The 18,622-nt window shown below is 52.8% G+C and carries 18 protein-coding genes; 4 read left to right on the top strand and 14 right to left on the bottom strand.

Annotation, left to right across the window (positions count from 1 at the left end; genetic code table 11):
- Positions 1-19: 19 nt before the first annotated feature.
- The 11 genes from kdsB to M0L20_RS14345 all read right to left on the bottom strand — a co-directional run bounded on the left by kdsB (position 20) and on the right by M0L20_RS14345 (position 9,799).
- Positions 20-775 carry a 3-deoxy-manno-octulosonate cytidylyltransferase gene (gene kdsB / locus M0L20_RS14395; RefSeq protein ID WP_248478087.1) on the bottom strand — a complete coding sequence of 252 codons (756 nt, stop codon included), beginning with the start codon at positions 773-775 and terminating at the stop codon, positions 20-22.
- A 79-nt stretch (positions 776-854) separates the two neighbouring features.
- On the bottom strand, positions 855-1,562 hold the full coding sequence (locus M0L20_RS14390; protein ID WP_248477635.1) for a phosphatase: 708 nt from the start codon (positions 1,560-1,562) through the stop codon (positions 855-857).
- A gap of 89 nt (positions 1,563-1,651) precedes the next feature.
- Positions 1,652-2,503 (bottom strand): 3-deoxy-8-phosphooctulonate synthase, encoded by an 852-nt coding sequence (kdsA, locus tag M0L20_RS14385; protein ID WP_232561612.1) that lies wholly within the window; start codon positions 2,501-2,503, stop codon positions 1,652-1,654.
- A 23-nt stretch (positions 2,504-2,526) separates the two neighbouring features.
- Positions 2,527-3,630 carry an iron-containing alcohol dehydrogenase family protein gene (locus M0L20_RS14380; protein ID WP_248477633.1) on the bottom strand — a complete coding sequence of 368 codons (1,104 nt, stop codon included), beginning with the start codon at positions 3,628-3,630 and terminating at the stop codon, positions 2,527-2,529.
- A gap of 25 nt (positions 3,631-3,655) precedes the next feature.
- Positions 3,656-4,861: a DegT/DnrJ/EryC1/StrS family aminotransferase gene (locus M0L20_RS14375; RefSeq protein WP_248477631.1), complete on the bottom strand. Its 1,206-nt coding sequence runs from the start codon at positions 4,859-4,861 to the stop codon at positions 3,656-3,658.
- Positions 4,862-5,055: 194 nt separating this feature from the next.
- Positions 5,056-5,562, bottom strand: a complete 507-nt coding sequence (locus M0L20_RS14370) for a nucleoside deaminase (protein WP_232561609.1) — start codon at positions 5,560-5,562, stop codon at positions 5,056-5,058.
- 3 nt (positions 5,563-5,565) lie between these two features.
- Positions 5,566-6,351 carry an aminoglycoside 6-adenylyltransferase gene (locus tag M0L20_RS14365; RefSeq protein WP_248477629.1) on the bottom strand — a complete coding sequence of 262 codons (786 nt, stop codon included), beginning with the start codon at positions 6,349-6,351 and terminating at the stop codon, positions 5,566-5,568.
- Between the two features lie 69 nt (positions 6,352-6,420).
- A complete protein-coding gene (locus tag M0L20_RS14360; protein WP_232561607.1) occupies positions 6,421-7,029 on the bottom strand; it encodes a DUF6992 family protein in 609 nt (202 codons plus the stop codon).
- Between the two features lie 30 nt (positions 7,030-7,059).
- Positions 7,060-7,671 carry an NTP transferase domain-containing protein gene (locus M0L20_RS14355; RefSeq protein WP_248477627.1) on the bottom strand — a complete coding sequence of 204 codons (612 nt, stop codon included), beginning with the start codon at positions 7,669-7,671 and terminating at the stop codon, positions 7,060-7,062.
- The gene (gene moaC, locus M0L20_RS14350) at positions 7,643-8,146 is read right to left on the bottom strand and encodes a cyclic pyranopterin monophosphate synthase MoaC (protein ID WP_248477625.1); all 504 of its coding nucleotides are present in this window, start codon (positions 8,144-8,146) and stop codon (positions 7,643-7,645) included. The genes M0L20_RS14355 and moaC overlap by 29 nt, the downstream gene beginning before the upstream one ends.
- Positions 8,147-8,149: 3 nt before the next feature.
- Positions 8,150-9,799, bottom strand: a complete 1,650-nt coding sequence (locus tag M0L20_RS14345) for an amidohydrolase family protein (RefSeq protein ID WP_248477623.1) — start codon at positions 9,797-9,799, stop codon at positions 8,150-8,152.
- A gap of 161 nt (positions 9,800-9,960) precedes the next feature.
- On the opposite strand from M0L20_RS14345, the gene M0L20_RS14340 reads away from it, so the two are divergent.
- The 4 genes from M0L20_RS14340 to M0L20_RS14325 all read left to right on the top strand — a co-directional run bounded on the left by M0L20_RS14340 (position 9,961) and on the right by M0L20_RS14325 (position 14,018).
- Positions 9,961-11,151, top strand: a complete 1,191-nt coding sequence (locus tag M0L20_RS14340) for a molybdopterin molybdotransferase MoeA (protein WP_248477621.1) — start codon at positions 9,961-9,963, stop codon at positions 11,149-11,151.
- A gap of 13 nt (positions 11,152-11,164) precedes the next feature.
- Positions 11,165-12,097 carry a carbon-nitrogen hydrolase family protein gene (locus tag M0L20_RS14335; RefSeq protein ID WP_248477619.1) on the top strand — a complete coding sequence of 311 codons (933 nt, stop codon included), beginning with the start codon at positions 11,165-11,167 and terminating at the stop codon, positions 12,095-12,097.
- Between the two features lie 28 nt (positions 12,098-12,125).
- Complete coding sequence (locus tag M0L20_RS14330) at positions 12,126-12,941, top strand: helix-turn-helix transcriptional regulator (protein WP_248477618.1); 816 nt, start codon at positions 12,126-12,128, stop codon at positions 12,939-12,941.
- Between the two features lie 75 nt (positions 12,942-13,016).
- The gene (locus M0L20_RS14325; RefSeq protein WP_248477617.1) at positions 13,017-14,018 is read left to right on the top strand and encodes a nitrilase family protein; all 1,002 of its coding nucleotides are present in this window, start codon (positions 13,017-13,019) and stop codon (positions 14,016-14,018) included.
- Here M0L20_RS14325 and M0L20_RS14320 read toward each other — a convergent pair whose 3' ends face one another.
- Genes M0L20_RS14320 through M0L20_RS14310 form a run of 3 tightly spaced genes read right to left on the bottom strand, consistent with a single transcriptional unit; the run spans position 14,019 to position 18,537 of the window.
- Positions 14,019-15,014, bottom strand: a complete 996-nt coding sequence (locus M0L20_RS14320; RefSeq protein WP_232561599.1) for a glycosyltransferase family 9 protein — start codon at positions 15,012-15,014, stop codon at positions 14,019-14,021.
- Between the two features lie 53 nt (positions 15,015-15,067).
- A complete protein-coding gene (locus M0L20_RS14315; protein WP_232561598.1) occupies positions 15,068-16,126 on the bottom strand; it encodes a DUF4249 domain-containing protein in 1,059 nt (352 codons plus the stop codon).
- A complete protein-coding gene (locus M0L20_RS14310; RefSeq protein WP_248477616.1) occupies positions 16,126-18,537 on the bottom strand; it encodes a TonB-dependent receptor in 2,412 nt (803 codons plus the stop codon). Before M0L20_RS14310 ends, M0L20_RS14315 begins: the two co-directional genes overlap by 1 nt.
- Positions 18,538-18,622 lie beyond the last annotated feature (85 nt).

Genomic DNA, 18,622 nt, shown 5'->3' with positions numbered 1-18,622 from the left:
ACGACAAATAAACTAGGTACTACTGAACAGCCCGCAACGCCTTTTCAATATCGCCGGGGCTATCTATACTTGGCGTTTGATAGCGCGTTTCGACCAGTTTGATGCGATAACCAGCTTCGAGCCAACGGAGTTGTTCCAGCGACTCCGCCTGTTCGAGGGGTGAGGGTGGCAGCCGCGTAATCTGTTCCAGAATATCGGCCCGGTACGCGTATAAACCTACGTGGCGACGGTAAGCGTGGTGTTGGTGCCAGACCACCGGGTCTATCCCCCACAGATACGGAATAGCCGACCGACTGAAATACACTACTTCATTCCGCGTGTTGACGACAATCTTGGCTTCTTTCGGATCATGAAGCATTTCGGCGGAATCGACGGATGCCATCTGCGTTGCTAACTCAACGGTTCCGTCCAAGATAGCGGCTAGCTCGTCAATTTGCTCCGGGTCAATAAACGGCTCATCACCCTGAATATTAATGATGTAATCCGTCGAACTGGCTGCTTTTTGCCCATCCGTAACAAATCGGTTGTACGCTTCCCAGCAGCGATCCGTTCCGCTTGGATGATCGGTTCGAGTCATAACGGCTTCGCCACCAAGTCGTAACACAACTTCCGCGATCCGCTCGTCATCTGTTGCGACAATGATTTTATCCAGAGACTGCGCTTGCCCAGCCTGTTCCATCACGCGCTGAATCATCGTCTTTCCACCGATGTCAGCTAGTGGCTTACCCGGAAAACGTGTTGACCCGTAGCGGGCGGGAATGATACCGATTATCATAATTGAACTGTAAACTAATTCGTGCGAGTCGATGGCTCCCGTTCGTGGAACGACCATCCTCCTGCATCGTTTTGCCGATTTATTGATTCTTAGGTTCTGGGCCGTTCGGTCCGACAAGCCAGTAGCTGGGTTCGATAGCCTGACGCTGCTGGTAGTACCGGTCGTAGACGGGTCGGTAACGTAGACGCTCGAGCATGACCGAATCGAATTGTCCTAGTAAGCCCAGCATTAGTTCGCAGCCTTCCCGTACCGCAAAATGGCCGCTTTCGCTACCAGTGATGTAGTCGGCGTATCCATTTTGAACGACGTAACGCGTGAACAACGGGTTGGACTTGCGATGAATCATAATGCGCACGCCCGCTACTTCAGCAACGGACAAATCGAGCGCGTCGTCGAAGAAGAAAGCAACTTCATGCGGTTGTAGGTTGTGCTGATCAAGCAAATGCGCGAGCACCTCTACTTTGTTTTTCGCCTGCGAATAACACGCGTGAAAATGTTCGCGACGCACGAGCGCATCGGCCAGTTCGTTAATGACGCCCGTTATAATCGCAACGACGGGCAGTTGACCATTCTGATGCTGCCAGAACCCAAAGCGCAACAGGTTGGTACCCATCGAATCGACTTCGCTAAAGGAACTGCTGCCGCTTCCGGTCTTAACACCGTCGTTGAAAACACCGTCCCAATCAAAGACAATGGCCCGAACCGCCTGTAGTTTCTCGGTCAGCGCGTCGACTGGCGTTACAAAATGCCCACCCAGTCCGGTAAAAATTTGTTCTATATCATTCATTTGGTGCTATCAGGGTTGAGAACCTGACTACCTATCAAAAATCGTGGTGTCAGGTTTAAGAACCTGACACCACGATTTTTGCTTGCTAACTACGCTAGTTCTGGCAGTGTATTCCGGTATTTCACTTCGACCGCGTGCAGTTCGAGCAACGGCTTCAAAAACTCTTCCAGGTACCGAATGTCGAGTTGGCTGGCCGCATCGCAAAGCGCTTCCGATGGGCAGGTATGCGTTTCGACGAACAGACCATCAACGCCAGCAGCCACGCCCGCGCGCGCCAGTACCGGCAGGTATTCACGCGCTCCGCCTTTCGCATCCGCCGACGGAATCCCGTATTTGCGAATCGCGTGCGTTACGTCGAACACAACCGGATAGTTGGTACGAGCCATGTGGTAGAAGCTACGCGGATCGACTACCAGGTCATTGTAGCCAAAGGTGTAGCCCCGCTCGGTCAGGATGATCTGATCGTTACCCGAATCTTCGACTTTCTTGACCGGGTGTTTCATGTTTTCCGGAGCCAGGAACTGACCGTGTTTGATGTTTACAACCCGACCCGTTTTGGCCGCTGCCGTTACCAGCATCGTCTGCATACACAGGTAAGCCGGAATCTGAATCACATCGACAACTTCGGCAACGGGTGCGCACTGGTCGGGGTAATGTACGTCGGTGAGCAGTGGAAAACCGAACTGCTCCTTTACCTTCGCCAGAATCGCAATTCCTTTTTCGAGGCCCGGACCGTTGTAGTAGTTCAGGCTGGAGCGGTTGTCCTTCTGAAATGATGATTTATAGATGATCTTGATACCGACGCGCTCCTGAATTTCCCGAAGCTGCTCAGCCACGGTCATCATGATTTTTTCGTCTTCGATCACGCAAGGTCCCGAAATGAGAAACAACTCATCCGACCCGCATTCGATGTCGCCAACGCGAACAATTTTTTGAGACATACTAGTCAGTAGTTAAGATGGATTTATAGCCGCCGGAATAAATCTTTCAATAAGTCGATGGTGATTACCGCCTGCCAGTTGTCACCGATGGCGTGCAGCCACATGTGGGGCAGATTGTAGGATACGTGCGCCATCTTGGTGATGGTTTCGTCGTCCCAGTCTTTTGACAGGCCCTGCGGCAAATCAATCTGGTGATAGGCTACCATCTGCTTAAACTCTGCCACGCCTTCGGGGTAATAGTCTTCGAGGTGGTTCATGATCAGGCAGTTGGCGTAGCAGTGCCGGGTTCCTAAAATCTTCGACAGACCGTAGCTAAGCGCGTGGCAAACACCCACTTCCGAATACGTCAGACTCAGCCCGCCCATCAGCGAAGCGACCATGAGCTTATCGTCGTTTTCGGGAGTCTGACCGGAGTTTTCGCCCAGATAAATATCCCGACACAACTTCATGGACTGTTCGGCGTACGCGTGCGAGTAGGCGTTGTTCATGCGCCCGTTCTCCGACTCAACGCAGTGAATGTACGTATCCATACCCGTGTAGAACCACCAGTTGCGGGGCACGCTGGCAATCAGTTCGGGGTCGAGCACCACCTGGTTGAAGACCGTCCACTCGCATTTGAGTCCTAACTTTTTCACGGGGCCGGTTAATACCGCCGTCATCGACACCTCGGCACCAGTTCCCGAGATGGTTGGTACGCCAACGTGATAGACACCCGGTTTTTTGATCAGGTTCAGACCCTGATAAAGCGTCGAAGAACCTTCGTTGGTGAGCATCAGCGACAGCGCCTTGGCGATGTCCATAATGCTACCGCCCCCGATCCCAACTACACCCGATGGCAGGCCTTTTTTCGCCAGAATCTCGTCGCGAAGCTGGTCGATCTGATCGGTAGTTGGTTCGTGTTCTTCTACGCTGATGTAATAGGTCAGGTCTTCGTCGTGGGCTGGAACCCGTCCTTCAAGCGGTTTTCCTTTAAAATAATTATCGACGATGAAGACAAAATAGCCTTCGTTATCGGCCCGACGCGGAGCCAGAATTTCATCGAGTTGAGAAAAGCTACCCCGTCCGTAAACGGTTTTCTCGATGCCCTTAAAATTTTTATGCGTCGTTTGTGTTTGCGCTGCTACCATTGTGTCGTTAAGCTAACTCTAAAACTTACGCTTCTACGGGACTTACCTTCCGAACGGCGGCTTCGATTTTCGCAGCCAACGCATCAACTTCGTCAGCGGTCCAGCCAGCCCGGATACCGAACGAAATCAACCGTCCGATTACGTCCTGTGCGTTTGGAATGTCGAGGTTACTGTAGTCTTGCGGAGCGCCGAATTTTTCGATAGGCAGAGCCGCTGCCGTACGCATTTCTTTCACGTGATTCCACTGGTTGATGAAGTGGTACATGTTGGTGAACCAGTAGTTAAAACCACCGACGCCCGCTTCGTTCAGCGCAATTACCACGCGTCCGGCGGTTTCGGTGTCCGGCATCAGCAGATTCATGAACGTAGCCGAATCGCCATCTGCGTCGGGAATGCGTGCAAACGAGACTCCTGGCACCTGACCCAATGCGGTCATCAGCCGTGTTTTGTGCTCGTTATTTTTCTGAATGATTTCGGGTACCCGGCGCGTCTGTACCAGTCCAACGGCTGCGTGCAACTCGCTGATCCGGTAATTGAAACCCATAATGGGGTGCTTCTCCATGCCCCGGTTCGTACCGATGTGATCGTGACCATGATCGGAATACGAATCCGCGTGCTTGTACGCCGTTTCATCGTTGGTAACCATGATGCCGCCCTCGCCCGCCGTCGCAATCTTAAAAAAGTCGAACGAGTAAGCGCCGGTCTTACCCCACAGGCCGGTTGACGTTCCTTTATAGCTCGCACCCATTGCCTGCCCGGCATCCTCAACCAGCACCAGTTTGTGTTCGTTGACAACGTCCATGATAGCATCCATGTCGGCCATCTGACCGCACATGTGCACGAGACAAATGGCTTTCGTGTTTGCTGTTACGACCTTACGGATACCTTCTGCACTGAGGCAAAGCGTATCGTCGATATCGGCAAAAACAGGCAACGCGCCTGCCATCAGGACTGCTTCGACCGTAGCGATGTAAGTGAATGGCGGAACGATAACCTCGTCGCCCGCACCGATACCGGCAGCCGCCAACGCGCATAAAACAGCCGTTGAACCACTCGATACGGCGTGAGCATACTTGGCTCCTACCAATTTGGCAACCTCAGCTTCGAACTCGCGAGCTTTATAGATGTCGTTGCGCTGTGCTTCGTGATTGTACCGAAAAAGGATACCGGTCTCAAGCACGTCGTTGATCTCCTTGCGCTCGGCCGCTCCAAAAAATTCCATTCCTGGCATAACGAATACCGTTTTAGTAGGTCGCTTTTAGGAATCTGTTCTGTAAGCGACCCGTTTTTTTACAAAAGTACGGCTTTTCAATGGGATGCGATACGGTTTTCTTTCGACAGGATTTACAGGATTAGCAGGACCGCATAAATCGAGAATCACTGTTCTGGTGATCCTCTTACTCTCATTGAAGAGCAGTCTATCCACTAGTATGACGTTCTGGTTTCCAAAGCAATCCACTCGTCAAAAACGGTGTTGGCTTCATCACGGAGTACCTGCTGCATGGGAATATGGCGTTCTTCGCGCGGCTTTTCTAATTCATTGTAAATGAAGTGATCATCAAAACCAGCCCGCGCGGCATCGTAGTGAAACGCGCCGTAAACGATACGACTTGGTCGCGCCCAGTAGATAGCGCCTAAGCACATCGGGCAAGGTTCGCAGGACGCGTAAAGCGTACAGCCTTCCAGTTGAAAGGTCCCCAGATTCCGGCAGGCATCACGAATGGCCACCACTTCGGCATGGGCCGTGGGGTCATTGGTCGAGGTAACCTGGTTGCAGCCGCGCCCGATGATTTCGCCGTTGCGCACAATCACCGATCCAAACGGGCCGCCCTGCCCCGACAGCATCCCTTCCCGCGCTAACTGAATCGCTTCGCGCAAGAAATCGTCGTCACTTTGTGGCAACGAATTGGTTTGTATATCCTGATTTTGCATTCCTTATACTGTAGTCAAATAATTCATGACGGCGATTCGGGCCGCATCGTTTTTATGCAATGTCGCTGGAGCCAACGCATCACGCAATTCAGTATACAACTGAACACTAGCCTGTACACTAGCAAGCAATGTGCTTCGATCAGGTGTGGCAACGGTTTTTCGTAGCTTTTCCAGATCGTCCGGTTCGGCGATGGTTTCCAGTCGCCGTACTCCTCTGGGCAACCCTTTCTTGTTCAGATGCAGCATTGGCCCAAGCACAACGTTACGCATGAACGAAAGAAAATCCATGGCTTCAAAATACTCGCCCCGGCCAATTTTCAACGCAGCGTAATGCACCCAAATCCAGAAACGATCTTCGGTCCACTGGAAATCAAACGGTGGATACTGGGATTGTGATTGTCTAATAACCGCCGTCAATGCCCCGTCTCGCTCCCAGACAACAACTGGATCTTCGACCCGCTGATAAAACTCGTCGATGGTCAGAAACTTTATATCGACGTGCAACAGGGGCGATTCATAGAGAGCAATCAGCAAACGCGGTTCGCCGACGTGATCCCCCCGAAACGACCCCAACACCGTTCCAAACCGGGCGGCCCAGGCTCGCATCTGCTCAAGATCAGGCGCAATGGCGTGGGTTGTAACCAACACCAGATCAAGGTCAGAATAGGAATCCATGTTGCCCGATATCCAGGAACCGCCCACGGCTAGTCCAGTAACGTCCGGGTCTTCGCGAATACGATCGATGGCTTGATCGATAAACAATTGAAAAGGCGGTAGAACGGCTTGCATGATGCGTTGCGATTAGTAAATTATCGCAGAACCGCAGCCAATGAAGATAAGTTCATGCTAACGCTCGCCTTACTTGAGCGGTATGGCTAACCCTACCCCCAACGGCCCATTTGAAATCAATCGCATTTCCTGCTTGTCGCCCCGGCTTTTGAAAACGAAATAGTTGACCAGATCAAAGGCGAGGAGAAAGCCGCCCTGTAGCATAACCGACTTGCCGTAGCCCAGCAGTTGATCGCGTTTGTCGGGATGCGCGTGACTACGTTCGCGTAAATACGCCCCGCCAATCACGTAAGCAACGTCTAATCCAGCGTTCAACAGAAGAATCTGCTTCATGGATTCGTGACGCTGAACAGCCTGCGCCAGTGTCTCGTCGCCTGCTTTCGCTTTTAGTGAACCGAGTAATCCCACTCCGGCAATACCCAGATTGACCAGATTCCAGTAGACGTTCATCCGATGAAAATATTTATCCTCGCCGGAGGCTTGCCCAGCCGCCAGACTACCAACGGCAATGTTCGCCAGCGCGTAACCGCCCAAGGTCAGGCCAAGCGTTTTCTGATGCCGGATGCGCTGCTCGCTGAAGTCGCGCAGTTCAGGAGAAGGCGTAGCGCGTTGCGCCTGTGCTGTCGTACCGAGCCACATCGATCCTGCCGCCAGCAGTAGGTGTTTAAAGGGATTCATCCTAGTCTGTTTTTAGGAAGAACCCCGCTGTTAACCCTGATGTTTCAGAGCCACCTGCGCCACCGGGTCGTTTATATTGAGCAGTTCCTGAACGTCGGGAGGGGTCAGTAGATGAGCGTCCGTAAGCATCAACATTTGTCTTGGCGAATAACGCCCTGCGGCCACGGCTTCCTGCAAAAGTGGCCATACCGATGGCTCCCAAAGGGCCAGCAAGGGCTCCGGGAACCGCCCGTCTGAATCGTAGAAAGCGGTAGCGGGTTTCGCCGAGTTACGGCCCGCCAGCAAGGCGTCAAACGTTCGGGAGGTCAGCAAGGGCATATCGCAGGCAACCACCAGCCAGGCGGCACCGGGCTGCGTCTTGAACGCCGACATGATCCCATTGAGCGGACCAACCAGATTATCAATCGCATCGACAATCAGCGGTTGCCCGGAGTCAGCCAGTTCAAGTGCCTGCTGTTTGTTCACCGACCAGAAAACCGTGTCGCAGTACGGACTCAGTAAATCGGTCATGTGCTCACGCTGGTTTTTTTCGTGATACGTCAGAAGCGACTTATCGCGGCCCATGCGCGTACTACGCCCGCCGATCAGCACCAGACCGTTAAGCACCACCGCATTACGTACGTTTGAAGTCTCGCTTTCCACCTGTTTTCTCCATCAATTTGGTTTCCCTGATCACAATGTCGTGCGACAGCGCTTTGCACATATCGTAGATGGTCAGAGCAGCTACCGATGCGCCGACTAAAGCCTCCATTTCGACGCCAGTTTTTCCTTCGGTCGATACGAGGCAATCGACAATAGCGTCGGGTCCATCGGTTGTAATGGTGATCTGGCAATTGTCGAGCCCTAACGAGTGGCAAAGCGGAATCAGGTCGTCAGTGCGTTTGGCGGCCATCGTTCCGGCGATGATAGCCGTTTGAAATACCGGACCTTTCCGCGTTTGAATGTCAACGCCAGCCAATCCAGACTGGGTCAATCCAGACTGGGTTATGTGCTGCATAATATCCGGGCCAAGCGCCACGATGCTCCGAGCGCGGGCTGTTCGACGGCTGACGGCTTTGCCCCCCACATCTACCATAGCAGGGTTTCCGTTCGCGTCGAGATGAGATAATGAATCCATGAATTAGTTGCGTTTAGCCAGATCGGCTACGTAAGTCTTTAACGCGTTGATGCGTTCCTGATAAGGCAAGTCGTCGGCAGCCAGCAGGCGAGTTCGTTGAAAGGCAGGTTGCTGTAGCGTTTCCGTTGCGTACCGAATCATGAGCGCATTGACCTGTAATAACGCCATTGTCAGGTTAAAGTTAAGCGCCGAATTGATACTAACGACCTTTCGGGCCGCTGCATTTCCTTCACCCGCCGGTAACCGCTGGTAATCAACCGGCAGGGAATCAACGAATAACCCTTCCTCGCCGTACACAACCCGTCCGTTGACAATCGTGCATCGAACGGCGCTATCATCCTGTGAAACCAAAGCGTCCAGTGCGGTTTGAGCAGCCGAAGACTTCCGCAATACAAAAAAATCGGCGTTATAGCCGGGTTTGATCAAGCCGGATTTTACTCCGCCCAACGCCCTGGCCGGATTTTGAGTGACCATCGCCAACAATTGATCATTACCAACCTTCAAGGATAACGTGTCGCAGAAGTACCGGGCAAACTTCAGTTCATCCCACACGTGTTTACTGCCGCTGGGAGCCCAGTCCGAGCCAAGACAAACGTTAACGCCCTGATCAAGCAACGTTTTTATCGTAAGGGTATCGCCGTATAAAAGCAGATTGGATACCGGCGACCAAACGATACTGATCCCGTTTTCCCGCAGAAAATCAAGCGTACCAGGATCAGCGTAATCCAGTCCGCACGCATGGGTCAGGGTCAGATTCGCTTTCGCCAGCGCCGTTTTGTCTGGGATCTGCGCCAGCATTCGGCGTAATTCGGCGAACTCCCGACGACTAAATCCGTCCACTTTACCCCGCTGAAGATACCCCGACCGGCCTTCGGCCAGATGCGCGATAGTGGCGTAATAACGATGATTACCCTGCCGAACGGAGTTCAAAAAATCGTCGAGACTTGGGTGTTGCATCATCGGCCAGTCCGACGTGTCGTCAGCCGCATTTGCTGGACTACCAGGCACATCGAAGTTAGGTCCCGGTCGAACAAAATCAACGACGGAAAGCACCTTCTGCGTGGCGGCAATACCTAATTGGCTGGGTTGCCCTGTATTACGAATCACAAATGTCGGCAGGTTTTCGTCGGCTTCCAGCCGGATGGTCTGCTGCATGAGCGTGGTTCCCCCGGCTACAGCCTGCAACTCGGTAATGACGCCGTACATTTTCTGAATTTCGCGCATCGCAACGGGCCACGTGAGGTTGCGTAAGGCCAGATGCTTTTCGGTAGCCAGCGATTGCAGAATGGGCTGAATAAAATCGAATGACTCCTGCCGCCAGCTTGCGTCCAGAAAATCCTTGAACCGTTTTATATCACGTAGGTACTGCTCATTGTTTCGCCACTGAAAGCGATTTCCCCAAAGCGCGGGGCTTTGCCAGAGTGGAAAAATGTTGTATTCGGAATGAACGTGCAGATTGATCAGACCCGGAAACACAACCTCATGATCGGCCAAATCCAGCAGGATCGCATCCGGTCGCGAAATGGGTACTTTACCGTTCCGAACATCGATAATTCGCCCATTTTGGACAAGTATCGTTTTTACAGACTGACGACCCTGATCATCCACAACATGACCCATGATGCACAACGGTCGGCCAGAAGAACTAAGCATAGAGAAAGGAACTTGATACGTACATCGCGACGCGTCCGGTAAACTTACGCAGCAGACTACGCATTGCCAAGTCGTGGGCCACCCCGGCGGCTCGTAACCAGTCATCGGGTTTGTAGCTCGCTATTTTTCCTTATACCTTGTGATTCATTTTATCGTCTTCTATGCTTTCCGTTTCCGACGCTTTTGCCATTACGCAACAACATAGTCTGTCCTTACCCGTAGAGACCGTTCCGCTCACCGAAGCCACGGGACGCGTTTTGCGGGCAGCCGTTCATGCCGACCGTGACTTTCCGCCCTTCGACCGGGTCGCTATGGACGGCATCGGGATTCAGTTTGCGGCTTACGCATCCGGCCAGCGAACGTTTGCGGTTCAAGGACGACAGTTTGCCGGACAACCGCAGCAAACACTGACCGACACCACCGCTTGCCTTGAAATAATGACTGGTGCGATGCTTCCTGCCGGCGTTGATACCGTGATTCGCTACGAGGACGTAACTCTTACCGACGATCAGGCAACGATAACGATTGATGCGATTGAACAAGGGCAGCATATTCACCCCCGCGCTACCGACCGCCGGGCGGGAGACGAACTCCTGGCGGTAGGAACGTTGCTTGGTCCATCGGCCATTGCCGTAGCCGCTTCGGTCGGGCGAGCTACCCTATCCGTTACAGCATTGCCCCGCGTAGCACTTATTTCGACAGGCGACGAGTTGGTTGATGTTGACGAAACACCGCTGCCTTACCAGATCCGGCGATCCAATACATACATGCTCCGTGCCTCGTTGCAGGCGCTGGGCATCACCGCTACGTTGCATCATATTGTTGACGACGAAACGGTACTAAAAAACCAATTAGACCGTCTGCTGGCCGAAAACGATGTACTGATTTTGAGCGGTGGCGTTTCGGCGGGCAAAGCCGATTTTGTTCCGGATGTCCTAACCCGCCTGGGTGTTCAGAAGCGATTTCATAAGATCGAGCAGCGACCCGGAAAACCGATTTGGTTTGGCACAACCGCCGATAAAACGGTCTTTGGCTTACCCGGCAATCCGGTTTCAACGGTCTTGTGCTGTTACCGCTACGTGCTTCCTTACCTGCGGTCGTCGCTCGGGTTACCGGCATCTCCGGCGCGTTATGCTCAATTGGCTAAATCGATTGCGTTCAAGCCCAGCATTACCTATTTTCTGCCGGTCCGACTTACTTCCGAACCCGACGGGCGCACCGTAGCGCATCCCCTCCCCGGCTCGGGTTCCGCCGATTTTGCGAATCTGCTGGACGCCGATGCATTTATGGAGTTACCCGCCGATCAGTTGGAGTTTGGCGCGGGCGAAGCCTTTCCTGTGTGGACTAAATAGAATTTTCCCATCGATGGCATCCTTCAAAACTGTAAAAGTGGGCGTGGTGCAGGCTACGCCCGCTTTGTTCGATCTGGAAAAAAGTGTAGAATTAACCATTTCCTGGATCGAGCGAGCCGCTCAGGAACACTGCCAGTTGCTCTTGTTTCCCGAATCGTTTATTCCCTGCTATCCCCGAGGACTGACGTTTGACGCGATTGTCGGGCGACGAACCGACAAAGGCCGCGACATGTGGCTGGATTACTGGTCTAACAGCCTTGAAGCGCCTTCTGTTCATACCCACCGGATCAGCGAAGCCGTTCGAGAAGCCGGCTTGTTCACGGCACTCGGTGTAACCGAGCGGGACCCGATTGGCGGTACGCTTCACTGTTCGTTGTTGTATTTTGGGCCGGATGGCTCGCTGCTGGGCAAACATCGTAAACTGAAACCAACGGGTCTGGAGCGATACATCTGGGGCGAAAGCGACGGTAGTTCGCTGGTCAGCTTCAACACGGATCTAGGAACGATCGGCGGTCTGATCTGCTGGGAAAATTACATGCCGTTGGCCCGCATGGCGATGTACCAAAAAGGCGTCGACATTTACCTGGCTCCAACTGCTGACGCCCGCGACTCGTGGCAGGCTACCATGCAGCACATTGCGCTGGAAGGTCGGTGCTTCGTGCTGGCAAGTAATCAGGTTGTCCAGAAATCAGATTACCCCGAGCGGTATCAGGCTGAGTTAGCGGACGAACCGGAACTGATGAGTCGGGGTGGTAGCGTGATTATCTCGCCGATGGGCGAAATCCTGGCGGGACCGCTCTGGAATGGGGAAGGACTGCTCACCGCCGAACTTGATTTCGCGACGCTGGCGAAGAGCAAGCTGGATTTTGATTGTGTGGGGCATTATTCCCGACCGGATGTTTTTACATTCGACGCGGTTAATCAACCACCGACTGTGAAGCTTTAGAAACGCGTTGAACCCGTCCGAGATTCGTATGCAACTGTCGCCATCACCTGCGCTTAGTGGACTCGTCAAGCACTATCTGGTTATAGAGAATCAGGCAGCGATTGGGGGTAATCACCGTTTTTTCCCCGACGGGCATCCGGGCCTAGTCTTCTCGTACGCGGATTCGTTTACGCAATCGAATACCAATCAGCCGGATACGACGTTACCCAGCAGCTTTGTTTACGGCCAGATAGATCGATACCATAATCTGATCTCAGGAAAAAAGATTGGTATGCTGATCGTTGTGTTACAGCCCTGGGGACTGTATGCGCTTTCGGGCGTGCCCGGCGTAGCAACGACGAATTTTTTGGTTGATGTATCGGATGTATTCGGCAACGAAGGAAAACAGCTGGAAGATCAGGTACGAACGAAAACCAACAGCATCGACCGCATCAGACAAATCGAGCGATTTTTGCTCTCACGCTGGCAAACGGCTACCCACGAACTGGCCTCCGTTCAGGCCGCTATTCAATTCGTTTGCCAGTCACAGGGAGCGGCCACGGTACAGGCTTTGACCCAGCATCTGAATATGACCGAACGGAGTCTGGAACGGCGGTTTGACAAGATCGTGGGCCTTAAGCCAAAGCAATTTTCACGAATAGTCCGGTTGCAAAGCTGCCTCAAGATGCACCGGACGAACACTGCGTTTAGCCTGACCCAACTCGCTTACTCCGCAGGCTACTACGATCAGGCTCATTTTATCCGTGAGTTTACCCACCTGGTTGGTATTACACCCAAACAGTATAGCGCGAATACACAACGGTTGGCAGTCAATCTGATGCCGTTAACGACATATTCGGGCTGATGATGATTTGTCGGATTTTTACAATTATCCGATTTCTCCGTTACTGACCTTTGCCTCGAACAACAATCAGTAAACATGGAAAATCTTCGCATTGCAACAGCCCAGTTTGAAAACGCAAGTGGCGACAAAGCGTACAATTTAGGCGTTATCCGCGATCTCTCGGCCAAAGCAGCCGCCCAGGGCGCTCAGGTCGTCGCGTTTCACGAGTGTTCGATAACGGGATATACCTTCGCCCGACAACTCTCCAGGGAGCAGATGCTTGATCTGGCCGAACGCATTCCTGACGGAGACAGCATTAGCGAATTGACGAACATCGCCCGCGATAACAATATTGTAGTGCTGGCGGGTTTGTTCGAGAAGGATGAGCAGGACCGGTTGTTTAAAGCGTACGTGTGCGTCGGGAAAGATGGGCTCATTGCCAAATACCGCAAACTCCATCCGTTCATCAACTCGCATCTGCTGCCCGGCGATCAGTACGTGGTTTTCGATCTGTTCGGCTGGAAATGCGGTATATTGATCTGTTACGATAATAACGTCATCGAGAATGTGCGGGCAACGGCTTTGTTGGGAGCCGACATTCTTTTCATGCCCCACGTGACCATGTGTACCCCGTCGCCCCGACCCGGTGCGGGCTTCGTTGACCCAGCGTTGTGGGAAAACCGGGAAGCGGACCCGACTTCCCTTCGCATGGAGTTTGACGGGCTAAAAGGGCGGGCCTGGCTGATGAAATGGCTTCCCGCCCGCGCCTATGACAATGGAGTGTACACCGTTTTCGCGAATCCGATCGGTATGGACGACGATCAGTTGAAAAATGGCTGTTCGATGATTCTGGACCCGTTCGGCGACATCATTGCCGAGTGTCGGCAATTAGGCAATGACGTAGTTACGGCCACTTGTACCCCCGAAAAGCTTCAGCAAGCCGGTGGTCACCGCTACCGCAATGCCCGACGTCCCGATCTATACCGCGACATTCTTGGGCAAACGCATACGCCCGAACAGAAAGTCGTCTGGTTGAATGAAGAGCCGTCGGCGAATCAGGACGGAGATGCAGGCTTAGAAAAGGCGGGTCAACAGTAGCTACTCGAAATTCTTCTTTTTGCGCAACTCCTTAATTTCGAATTCGAAGGGAAGCTCGTTCATGCACTTAAAATGCTTGAGCGGGCATTGCTCGAAACCGATTTTGGAGCAGGGGCGGCACTCAAGCCCGGTTTTTTCGAGCACGACGTAGGGTGTCTTGTACGGATACATGCCCAGTTGGGGTGTGGTATTGCCCCAAATCGAGTACACTTTTTTCTTGAGCGCAGCGGCAATGTGCATCAGGCCCGTGTCGTGGCTAAAGACAATCCGCGCGCCCTGAAGCAACGACGCTGACTGGTTGAGGTTGTATTGGCCGCAGGCGTTGTAAATCATCCGGCTGCCGACTGCCTGCACGATTTCATCACCCGCTTCACGGTCTTCTTTACCACCCAGCAGCACAATCGGATGGTTGATTTTCCAGCACAGTTCAATCATCCGCGCTACAGGCAGTTTCTTCGTAGCGTGTTGCCCACCGATGGCATAGGCCACATAATCATGACGGTGCGTTTCAGGTAGCCAATCGCTTTCGACCTGGTCTTTGTAGGGAATAAAGTAGTCGAGGCCAATGCCGTCGTTTTGAACACCCAGCGGCTGCACCGTTGCCATGTAGCGATCGACAATGTGCATGTTGGGCATTGCATTCACTTTCCAGCGAACGTAAACCCATTTGCGCAGGTTCAGCTTGTCGAAGCTATAGGAACGCACGCCCAGCCGTAGCTTAATGATTCGGGTCCGCAGGTTGTTGTGCAGATCGATGACGTAATCGTACTGCTCGGCCCGCAACTGACGAACAAGGTCGTTCAGGCTATCCTCCAGAAAAAAGCGTTTATCAATATAGGGATTATGCTCAATAATGGATTGATAGGACCGTTTCGTGCAGAAATGCACTTCGGCACCCGGCAGTTGCAATTTGAGGCAACGCACAACAGGTGTCGTCAGCACGATGTCGCCGATAGACGAGAAGCGTAAGACGAGAATTTTTACCGGGGGGGTCATAATCCGCTATATTTCTACAAAAATAGCCTTTTTCCAATAGGCAACAAAACCATTTAATAGACCCACCAGCGCGGTTTGTTCGGTGTTCGAAACTGGTTGTTTTCACAGGCTGCACAGGCCAGCGGATCGGGCACAGGTATCGGCGAATCAAGGTCGGGTACGCCCTGCCCCGCTTTCCGGTCTACATAAATCGATTGTTCCGAAATACCCGTTGCGCCAAAGTAGCCAAAAACCAGGGTAGCCGGGTCGCTTACGCACCGTATATTGCCCGCTACGCTCGCCGGGGCCGCGTCGAACAGGCCGCCCGTATTAGCGGTCAACTGCCCAACCCGTTTCCAGAACGTATAGGCTCCTTTACTGATGGCCTGCTGCTGCACTTCCAGGTAATAACTAAGGGCTGACTTGTAAGGAACGCGCATGATAAACTGCCGACTAATCGATTTACCGTTGATGTTGGCATCGGAATTTATGTTGATGCAGTTGTAGCAACGAACAATATCCCAGCATTCCGAGCAACAGGCCACCCCCAGGACCGTACCATCCGAAAATTGATTTTTCTGACAAATTGTAATCGGCTCGTAATGAACCCAATCCCAGCGGTAGTAATCACCGGTAGTTTCGGGGTCTTTCATATCCAGGTACACATTCCAGCCCTGATTTTTGGCACTCACCACCGAGTTACCCTCAACGGTATACTCATAGTACAACTTCTGGATCGGGGGAGCCGCTCGCAGTAGTTCTAGGTCTGATTCGTAGCGTTTTCCGTTTCGGGTCGCAATCGTCAGTTTGTAGCTTCGGCCCGCTACACCCCGAATTCCATTTACTTTCGTGAGATATACTCCGCCCGGTTGCTGTTCAGACAATGTTTCGCGATTACCCTGATTATCCTCAATCGTTACGACAGCCCCTGTTTCGAGTAAATTCAGGCTTTTGTACGAATAGTCAGCGGTCCGCGTCAGTTTCACCGTGTACGGTCCCGGCTGATCCGTGATTTGTCCTTCAACAATCAACGAGGGTGGTATACTGACTGTATCAGGCTGAAACTCGGTGACGCAGGATATAACCAGCATCAGAACGCCAAGCCCGTATAGAAATAGTCGAAAGTGATTCATCAGAACTTGAAGTTATACGTCAACGATGGAAAGGCTGTTCCAAAAATGGCTAGCTTGTACGCATCGGCGAAGGAGGTAGGTCGTAGCTTGTAGAAGATAGAGTACGCATTTTTGTGAGCGTACACGTTGTAAATCGCGAAAACCCAACTGCTCTGGTTGCGTTTTTTCTTGAGCGGGTTCTGGTCAAAAGTCATCGAAAAATCGAGCCGGTGATAATCCGGAACGCGCTGCTGATTTCGGTCGAGATAAATAGGAACGATAATGCCACCCACCCGCGCCAGCGCCGACGGCTGCGTGGTGGGTCGGCCCGTGCTGTACGTGAAATTCAGGGAAAGGCTAAACCAGGTGGAGGGCCGGTAAACAGCCAGTGCGTTGAGCGTATGCGGTTTATCGTAGTTGGCCGGATAAGCCTGACCGTTGTTAACCCGTTCTTCAGCGTACGGGCTATTCATGGTCAGCAACGTGCGGGCATAGGTATAGCTGACAAATCCACTCCAGAGCCCTTTATTTTTGCGCAGCAACCCTTCAAATCCGTAAGCCCGGCCATTCCCCTGCACAATCTGCGTTTCGACCGCCGGGGCCAGTTGCAGTTCGGCTCCGTCGCGGTAGTCGATGGCGTTGGTTAAGGTTTTATAATACACCTCTCCCGATGCTTCGATTACATTATCGGTGGTATTGTGAAAATACCCCAGCGCCCACTGATCGGCAATTTGTGGCTTGGTGTAGTTATCGCTCAGGTGCCAGCGTGAGGTCGGCAAGGCAGCCGTCGTATTGGTAATTTGCTGAATGTATTGCCGGAGCCGACTGTACCCCGCTTTGATGGCCTTTCCCTCACCCACCGACCAGCGAACAGCCAGCCGGGGTTCCAGCCCACCCGCCGAGTGGTAAATACGACCCGCTCCGTAGGTCGTCTCCGACGAGACGGTTTCGTCCTGACGGGGGCCGTTTTCTTCATACACCCGCACCGTTTCCGGCCCTCGATTGAGCAAAGCCGAATAGCGTAACCCGGCTACTACGGCCAGATTGGCGTTCAATTTCCATTCATCCTGTATGTAAGCCGCTAGTTCATACGCTCGTTCGCGAGCGAGGTCGATCGGGAGCACGTTCGAGATGGGACCGGGAATCCGGCTGTTCGGCTGAATCAGGTAATCGATCGCGCTAACCCCAGCCTGCCATTGGTGCCTTTCGTCGGGCGTATAAGTCAGGTCCGATTTGAGTTGCCGGTGCCAGATACCTGATTTGAGCTGGAAAGCATTCGACGAATCGGGCGACGACAGATTCGCTTTGTACTGGCTAAAGATAGCCGATGTTGTCAGGTTCAGTTGCTTATTGATGAAGTAGTTCCAGCGCAGCGAGCCTGTCAGTGTCTGGTAGTCAAACTGAGTTGACGATGCGTTGATCTCCTGTCCCGACAACGAATCCGACGCCAGTTTGAACACATCGGTGCTAACATACCCCGTCAGCGTCAGCGTGTGTTGTTCGCTGGGCTGGTATTTGAGCTTTGTGGTCAGGTCGTAAAAATTGGCTTTTGTATCTTTTAGATTAGGCGGTGCCAGCTTAAACAGAAAATCGTTGAACGAAACGCGCCCGGCGGCCAGCAACGATAGTTTGTTTTTAACGATTGGCCCTTCGACACCCAACCGGCTGGAAATGACGCCGATACCGCCATTGATTCCCCACTTATCGCCACTGGGCTCTTTGATTTTCACATCCAGCACCGACGAAGCCCGACCACCGTAGGCAGCGGCTACCCCACCCCGATTCAAGGTTACGTCACGAACCACATCCGGGTTGAACACCGAAAAAAAGCCCATCAGGTGGCTCGAATTGAAGATCGGGGCATCATCGAACAAAACCAGGTTCTGATCGGCACTACCGCCCCGCACATTGAAGCCGGGAGCCCCTTCGCCTACGGTGGTTACGCCGGGCAGCAAAAGCAGGCTACGCACAATGTCGATTTCGCCCAGCAGGGGTGGAATACGCCGAATGCTGCGGATGGATAGCTGCGAGACGCCAATTTCAACCTTACGCACATTTCGGTCGGGCGCTTCGCTGGTTACGATAACCTCATCCAGATCTTTGGCATCGTCCTCCATCGTTATCTCGCGAAAAAGCATTTTATTGAGAACGATGGTATCCTCTTTGGTTCGGTACCCCACGTGCGAAAAGCGCAAGATGTATTTGCCAGGGGGCAACGGCACAATGTAAAAACCGTCTTTTTCGGTCACGTAGCCTTTGGATACGTCCAAAACCACAATGTTGACCCCTTGGATCGGCTTGCCGGTTTTAGCGTCCCGCACGTAGCCCGTAGCAGAAAATGTGGCGTTTTGTCCCTTCGGGGGCGTCCGTAGCTGAGCAAGTGCCCCGTTGATCAAACAGACCGAGAGTACCAGTACATGTAAAAAACGCATAGAGCCGGATTTAGGAAGCGCAGAGCGGATTGGCTCACGTCACTACAACTATGACATATCAATGAAACAAAGAGATAAATTGCCC

This window comes from Spirosoma liriopis, assembly GCF_023196085.1.
GTDB lineage: Bacteria > Bacteroidota > Bacteroidia > Cytophagales > Spirosomataceae > Spirosoma > Spirosoma oryzicola.
Note: the sequence above shows the minus strand (reverse complement) of the source record. Positions and strands in the feature narration are given on the sequence as shown.

Coding starts and splice junctions, on each gene's coding strand:
- kdsB (WP_248478087.1), bottom strand. CDS start 775: ATGATAATCGGTATCATTCCCGCCCGCTACGGGTCAACACGTTTTCCG.
- M0L20_RS14390 (WP_248477635.1), bottom strand. CDS start 1,562: ATGAATGATATAGAACAAATTTTTACCGGACTGGGTGGGCATTTTGTA.
- kdsA (WP_232561612.1), bottom strand. CDS start 2,503: ATGTCTCAAAAAATTGTTCGCGTTGGCGACATCGAATGCGGGTCGGAT.
- M0L20_RS14380 (WP_248477633.1), bottom strand. CDS start 3,630: ATGGTAGCAGCGCAAACACAAACGACGCATAAAAATTTTAAGGGCATC.
- M0L20_RS14375 (WP_248477631.1), bottom strand. CDS start 4,861: ATGCCAGGAATGGAATTTTTTGGAGCGGCCGAGCGCAAGGAGATCAAC.
- M0L20_RS14370 (WP_232561609.1), bottom strand. CDS start 5,562: ATGCAAAATCAGGATATACAAACCAATTCGTTGCCACAAAGTGACGAC.
- M0L20_RS14365 (WP_248477629.1), bottom strand. CDS start 6,351: ATGCAAGCCGTTCTACCGCCTTTTCAATTGTTTATCGATCAAGCCATC.
- M0L20_RS14360 (WP_232561607.1), bottom strand. CDS start 7,029: ATGAATCCCTTTAAACACCTACTGCTGGCGGCAGGATCGATGTGGCTC.
- moaC (WP_248477625.1), bottom strand. CDS start 8,146: ATGGATTCATTATCTCATCTCGACGCGAACGGAAACCCTGCTATGGTA.
- M0L20_RS14345 (WP_248477623.1), bottom strand. CDS start 9,799: ATGCTTAGTTCTTCTGGCCGACCGTTGTGCATCATGGGTCATGTTGTG.
- M0L20_RS14340 (WP_248477621.1), top strand. CDS start 9,961: ATGCTTTCCGTTTCCGACGCTTTTGCCATTACGCAACAACATAGTCTG.
- M0L20_RS14335 (WP_248477619.1), top strand. CDS start 11,165: ATGGCATCCTTCAAAACTGTAAAAGTGGGCGTGGTGCAGGCTACGCCC.
- M0L20_RS14330 (WP_248477618.1), top strand. CDS start 12,126: ATGCAACTGTCGCCATCACCTGCGCTTAGTGGACTCGTCAAGCACTAT.
- M0L20_RS14325 (WP_248477617.1), top strand. CDS start 13,017: ATGGAAAATCTTCGCATTGCAACAGCCCAGTTTGAAAACGCAAGTGGC.
- M0L20_RS14320 (WP_232561599.1), bottom strand. CDS start 15,014: ATGACCCCCCCGGTAAAAATTCTCGTCTTACGCTTCTCGTCTATCGGC.
- M0L20_RS14315 (WP_232561598.1), bottom strand. CDS start 16,126: ATGAATCACTTTCGACTATTTCTATACGGGCTTGGCGTTCTGATGCTG.
- M0L20_RS14310 (WP_248477616.1), bottom strand. CDS start 18,537: ATGCGTTTTTTACATGTACTGGTACTCTCGGTCTGTTTGATCAACGGG.